This window comes from Arthrobacter sp. ISL-48 (assembly GCF_018613805.1).
GTDB lineage: Bacteria > Actinomycetota > Actinomycetes > Actinomycetales > Micrococcaceae > Arthrobacter.
The window spans coordinates 1-5146 of sequence record NZ_JAGGPL010000036.1; the positions used below are offsets into that span (position 1 = coordinate 1).

Sequence of the window (5146 nt, forward strand, 5' to 3'; positions counted from 1 at the left end):
ACGCACTAAGCCCCCTTATGGAACTGGAGATCAAGCGGGAACGGATCACCGAGAGCCTCAGCAAACGCCGGCCGGCGGCAAGGATCTGGGCATCACCCGGGTGACCTTTCGGCCGGGCAGGTCCGTTCCATCTCTCCGAACAGCGCCAACATGACGAATGCCAGCTGCGCCATGTGGCTCTCTGGCATGGTGGTGTCGATGTCCAGGGATCGGCCAGTATGCGGATCCCTACGCCGCGTTCTCTGAGGTCGGGGACCATGTTCAGGGTGCCCCGCACGGTCCGGCCCAGCCAGTCCAGGGTGTGGACCACGAGCACGTCGCCGGCCCTGGCGTGACGTAAGGCGTCCTTCAGTCCTGGGCGGTCCGTGGTGGCCCCGGACTTCTTGTCCACAGAGATGTCTTCACTGACGCCGGCGGCCGCCAGTGCGTCCAGCTGCCGGGTCAGATCCGGCTACACCGTGACCCTGACCCCGGCAGCCTGACCCCATTTTCATCATCCACCGGCAGGCTCACCATCGCCCGCCGGACAACTCCACATGCACCGACTACAGGAAGCTCATCCCATTTTCGGACTGGTGGGGGAGTGTCCCACCGGGGGCGTCCGGCTTCCAAGGTTTCGGGTGCTCTTGTTCATGTCACCTCCTCTCTGAAGTGTTTGCGGGTTTGGACGATGCAGAGCGGCTTCTTTTTCTGAACCGTCCTGGTGCGAACACATGAGGTGCTGTTTTCCGTGTGCGGCGCGGCCGGGCTGAAGTTGCGCTGGCGCGATCGATAGGTCGTAGCCGCCGGCTTTCGCAATAATGGATCTGCCGTTGACCCGTCCGCAGCAGCCGTACGGACTACCCCATGATCCAGAGCGACGCGCGCGGCTTATCCACCGTGACGGAGTTGGCGGCATCCGAAGAGCCGAAGAACCAGGCGGTCCAATCCTGTGTGAGCCGGCCTGTACCGCGCGGCCGAATCGAACAGATTGGCCCAGCCGGAAGCGCCCAGATTCCACAGATACAGGACCGCAGTGGCGAGAAGTACGGCGCCGAGCTCGAGCCGGTGCTGCACGGCTCCCAGGCGCCCAGCCGCGGACCCACCGTCCGTGCCCTGCTCCGGCCGGCTTTGCACGGTAGAGGCCCCTTTCTTGGAAAGGTAAACGCTGACATGGCTGCTACTGGCTCAACTTGTAGACCGAAGCGCTGCCGACGGTCTGGGCCGTGAAGTTGGCTGCGACCCATGCTGCGACCTCGGAGTTGCTTCCAGTGCCCCCCGCCGCGGCGCCCCCGCCGCCCATACCGCCGCCGGCAATGAAGTAACCGATCTGCCCGTTGGCCACCATCTCCTGGAACTGGGCCAGGGTGGGATAGGGGTCGCCGCCGTTCCAGCCGCCGAGGGCGATCACGCTGGTCCCGGTTGCGAGTTCCAAGTTGGCCGCCTGGGTGGCGCCGGAGACAATGGCTGACCACTTGGTGCCACTGGAGGTGAGCAGCGCGTTGAGTTCGCTGTTGTTGGCGCTTTCGCCGCCCATGCCGCCGGGTCCGGCCATGCCGCCTGCCGCCTGCGGACCCACACTGTCGTCAGCGGTGCCGCTGGCGGGGTCGGTGCCGGCATCCGGCCCCGTGGCGCCGGAGGTGCCGTCGCTCCCCGCACCGTCAGGGGTGCGGCCACCACGGGCCGCCGGGTTGCCGGCACCGGCTCCGCCGAAGCCGCCCATCGCCGAACCGGACGGGCCCGACGTCGGGATGGAACCCGAGTGGGCCGTCGCGGCCGTCGCCAGCGTCCACGCACCGGCACCCAGACCGCCTGCCAAGACTGACACAACGACGACCCCTGCTGCGGCCGCGTGCCGGAACCGGCCGGCACCAAGCGTTAGCCGGTCTGCCCTGAGCAGCAATGCTGCTGCGGCCAGGACGGAAAGGACGATGACGGCAATCCGGATCCACGGCAGCCAGGATGCATCCCTGCCCAGCAACAATGTGGACCAGATCCCCGTCCCGAGTACCGTGGCCGCAAGCACGCTCCTTGCGAGCCAATCGCTCCGCCGGCGCCAAAGCTCTGCCCCGCCGATGCCCACGATGGCCGCTATGGCGGGGGCCAGCGCCACTGCGTAGTACGCGTGGACGATGCCGCTCATGAAGCTGAAGATCCCTGCCGTGACCAGGAGCCAGCCGCCCCACAGGATGAAGGCGGCGCGCCTGGCCGAGGTGCGGACGTGCCTGCGCGTGAACCATAGTCCGGCCGCGAGCAGGAGCAGCGACGCGGGGAGCAGCCAGGAGACTTCGCTTCCGAAGCTGGTACCGAACATGCGGTCGATCCCGGCCGTGCCGCCGAACCCGGCGATGCCCCCGCCCGCGCCGATGTCGGGCATGCCGCCGCCCGCGCCGATGTCGGGCATGCCGCCGCCCGCGCCGACGTCGGGCATGCCGCCCGCACCGAAGCCGGGCATGCCGCCGCCCGCGCCGACGTCGGGCATGCCGCCCGCACCGAAGCCGGGCATGCCGCCGCCGCCTTCACCGGAACCGGTGATGCGGCCCAGGCCGTTGTACCCGAAGGTCAGCTCCAGGATGCTGTTTCCCTCGGACCCGGCCATGTACGGCCGGTCGGACGCTGGGGTGAGTTGGAAGAGGGCGATGTAGCTGCCGGCCACCACCACGATCCCGGCCGCGGCGGCCAGCAAGTGTAGGAACCGCTTGCCGAGGGTTGTGGGGGCCGCCCACAGGTAGGCCAGGGCCAGGCCGGGAACAATCAGGAAACCTTGGAGCATTTTGCTCAGGAATGCAAGGCCCACCACTGCGCCGGCGGCGGCCAGCCATTTCCAGCCGGCCTTCTCGATGGCGCGGGTGGTGAGGTACGCGGCCAGCACCAGGCACAGAGTCAGCAGTGCGTCGGGGTTGTTGAAGCGGAACATCAGTGCCGCCACCGGTGTCAGCGCCAGGGCGGCCCCGGCCAGCAGGCCAGCCGCAGGCCCGGAGATCCGCTTCACGGTGAGGTACAGGATTCCGACGGCGGCCACACCCATGAGGGCCTCGGGCACCAGCATGCTGGTGGCCGAGAAGCCGAAGACCCGGCCGGCGAGTGCTGGAATCCACAGCGCGGCCGGGGGTTTGTCGACGGTAATGGCGTTGCCGGCGTCGAGCGAGCCGAAGAGCAGTGCGGTCCAGTCCTTGGTGCCGGCCTGGATGGCCGCCGCATAGAAGGTATTGGCGTAGCCGCTGGCGGCAAGATTCCAGAGGTAGAGGAACGCCGTGGCCACCAGGAGGCCCGCGGCGGACGGGCGGACCCAGCGAGGCTGGTCGCCGAAGGCAAGACCCTTCCATCCCCGGCTGCGCAGTCCGGACCACCCGCCCCGGGAGGGGCGCGCCGCGCGGGTACGGTCCGGATGCCCTGCCCCGGGCTGCGGGAATCCGTGCCGTGTGCCGGCGTCGGAAGCGGTTCCTTCCAGGGTCCCTTGGGTTGTGTCGGCCGGTTCCGGGTGTTGCGGGCTCGGGCCGGGGTTCAGGGTGGAGGTCATGAGTTGGCCTTGTCTGTCCGGGGCGACAGGGTCGCCGTGCTGGAAGGTTCGATGGAAGCAGTGCTGGAAGCGATCTCAGCGGGGCCGGTTTCCGGGGGGCGGCCGTCGGGGATGGCAGGCGGCCCCGGCTTGCGGAACACCCAGAGGCGGAAGAGCAGGAATTTCAGCGCGGTAGCGGCGAGGTTGGCCGCCGTGACAGTGGCCAGTTCGCTCCAGCGGCCCGGCGTCGTCATGCCGTGCACCAGGGCCAGCGCACCGGACGTGAGCCCGAGACCCAGCCCGAAGACAATCAGCCCTTCGAAGTGGTGCCGGGCGGCATAACTCCCGCCCTGGATGCCGAACGTGAAGCGGCGGTTGGCTGCGGTGTTGGCGACGGCGGTGGACAGGAGGGCGAGGAAGTTCGCCAGCTGGGGGTCCATGAAGCCGCGGCAGGCCAGGAAGAGCAGCAGATACGCCAGCGTCGAGACGACGCCGATCGCACCGAACCGGACCAGCTGGCCGAGGAGGCTGCTGCGGCGGTTCTGCTCGGTGTAGCGGGCGGCCGCAGGGAGTGGCCCGCGGGCAAGGGCCGCCCGGAGCTCAGGGACCGGGATGCGTCCGGAGACAAGATCCCCGGTCAGGCGTGCCATGCCGCGCAGGTCAGCGAGGGCGGTCTGGACGACGTCGACGCTGGAGTCCGGGTCGTCGATCCAGTCCACCGGGACTTCGTGGACGCGGAGGCCGCACCGCTCGGCGAGTACCAGCAGTTCGGTATCGAAGAACCACGCATTGTCCTGCGTGTAAGGAAGGATCCGGCGTGCTACGTCCGCGCGGATGGCCTTGAAGCCGCACTGCGCGTCAGTAAAGCGGGCGCCCATGACGCCCTGCAGGAGCAGGTTGTAGCTACGTGAAACAAATTCGCGCTTGGGACCGCGGACCACCCGGGAGTTGCGTGTGAGCCGCGTGCCGATGGCCAGGTCCGAATGGCCGGAGATCAGTGGCGCCAGCAAGGGCGCCAGTGCCGCCAGATCCGTCGACAGGTCCACGTCCATGTAGGCCAGCACCGGTGCATCGGAGGCGAGCCACACCCTTCGCAGGGCGTTGCCCCGGCCTTTCTGGGCCAAATGCACGACGGTAACCTCCGGAAGTTCGCCGGCCACGCGCTCGGCGATCCTCAGGGTTCCGTCCGTACTGGCGTTGTCCGCCACGGTAATCCGGAACGGATGCGCGAAGCTCTCCAACAGGTAGCCGTGAAGCCGGCGCAGGCACTCTTCCAGATCCCTCTCCTCGTTGAATACCGGGATCGTTACGTCCAGAACTGGCCTGCCCGATCCGGTGTCCACCCGGGAGCGCCGGGGCACGGGGAGCCTCGCGGAAATGCCGTTCGCGATCTGGTGTTGCCGCTGGGCTGTCACCTGGTTTGGGTTCCTCATGCTCAACGATGGCTCCGCTGAATATGCAGGGCTTGGGCGTTAGCTGTGCTCCTCCTGTGCGAGCTGATCACGTCAATGTTTTTCATGCTGCGATCCTTGCGTGGGATTCGGCGAGGACGCCGTCGCGGATGTAGATGCGGCGGTCGTAGCGTGCGGCCAGCTCTTCGTCGTGGGTAACGATGACCAGGGTGATGCCCTGCTCCTTGTTGAGGTTGAACAGGATGTCCTCGACGAT

At 67.9% G+C, this 5146-nt stretch carries 3 protein-coding genes and 1 pseudogene; all 4 read right to left on the bottom strand.

What is annotated here, in order from left to right; genetic code table 11:
* The coding region (locus J7E83_RS20915; protein WP_311379850.1) for a recombinase family protein at positions 1-391 on the bottom strand (391 nt) is incomplete at its 3' end.
* A 451-nt stretch (positions 392-842) separates the two neighbouring features.
* Positions 843-1065, bottom strand: a pseudogene (locus J7E83_RS21665) (glycosyl transferase); the annotation flags it as partial.
* 94 nt (positions 1066-1159) lie between these two features.
* On the bottom strand, positions 1160-3499 hold the full coding sequence (locus J7E83_RS20920; RefSeq protein ID WP_251044287.1) for a glycosyltransferase family 39 protein: 2340 nt from the start codon (positions 3497-3499) through the stop codon (positions 1160-1162).
* Complete coding sequence (locus J7E83_RS20925) at positions 3496-4911, bottom strand: bifunctional glycosyltransferase family 2/GtrA family protein (RefSeq protein WP_214966087.1); 1416 nt, start codon at positions 4909-4911, stop codon at positions 3496-3498. The genes J7E83_RS20920 and J7E83_RS20925 overlap by 4 nt, the downstream gene beginning before the upstream one ends.
* Positions 4912-5146 lie beyond the last annotated feature (235 nt).

Excerpts from the sequence above, each read along its gene's own strand:
- J7E83_RS20920 (WP_251044287.1), bottom strand. The coding sequence starts at position 3,499 with ATGACCTCCACCCTGAACCCCGGCCCGAGCCCGCAACACCCGGAACCG.
- J7E83_RS20925 (WP_214966087.1), bottom strand. The coding sequence starts at position 4,911 with ATGAGGAACCCAAACCAGGTGACAGCCCAGCGGCAACACCAGATCGCG.